The sequence below is a fragment of the Henriciella mobilis genome (assembly GCF_003576285.1).
GTDB classification, from domain to species: Bacteria; Pseudomonadota; Alphaproteobacteria; order Caulobacterales; family Hyphomonadaceae; genus Henriciella; species Henriciella mobilis.
In genome coordinates this window covers 1-353 of the sequence record NZ_QWFX01000004.1, presented here as the reverse complement: position 1 = coordinate 353, position 353 = coordinate 1, and the positions used below count along the sequence as shown (strand labels likewise).

The window sequence follows — 353 nt, the reverse complement described above, 5'->3', positions numbered from 1 at the left end:
GAGTGGTGGAAAGAAGCGACACCGCAGCAACAGGCGGAGTTTTTCGCCCGCTCTGAGCAATGGCTGGAGAAGAAATACGGGAAGGATCGTGTTGTGGCGGCGGTGGTTCACCGGGACGAGGCCACCCCCCACTTGTCAGCGTTCGTGGTGCCATTGACGCAGGATGGACGGCTGTCCGCGAAAGAGTTTATTGGCGGGCGGTCAAAGATGCGTGAAGATCAGAGCACCTACGCTGAATCAGTAAAAAAACTGGGTCTTGAGCGCGGAATCGAGGGAAGCCGTGCCACGCATCAGACAGTTCAGCACTACTACGAATCGATAAACCGTGGCACCCGTAGCCAGGTATCGATCTC

1 protein-coding gene is annotated in these 353 nt (G+C 56.7%); it reads left to right on the top strand.

Annotated elements, in window-relative coordinates:
• The coding region (mobV, locus tag D1223_RS00030; RefSeq protein WP_199288175.1) for a MobV family relaxase at positions 1–353 on the top strand (353 nt) is incomplete at both ends.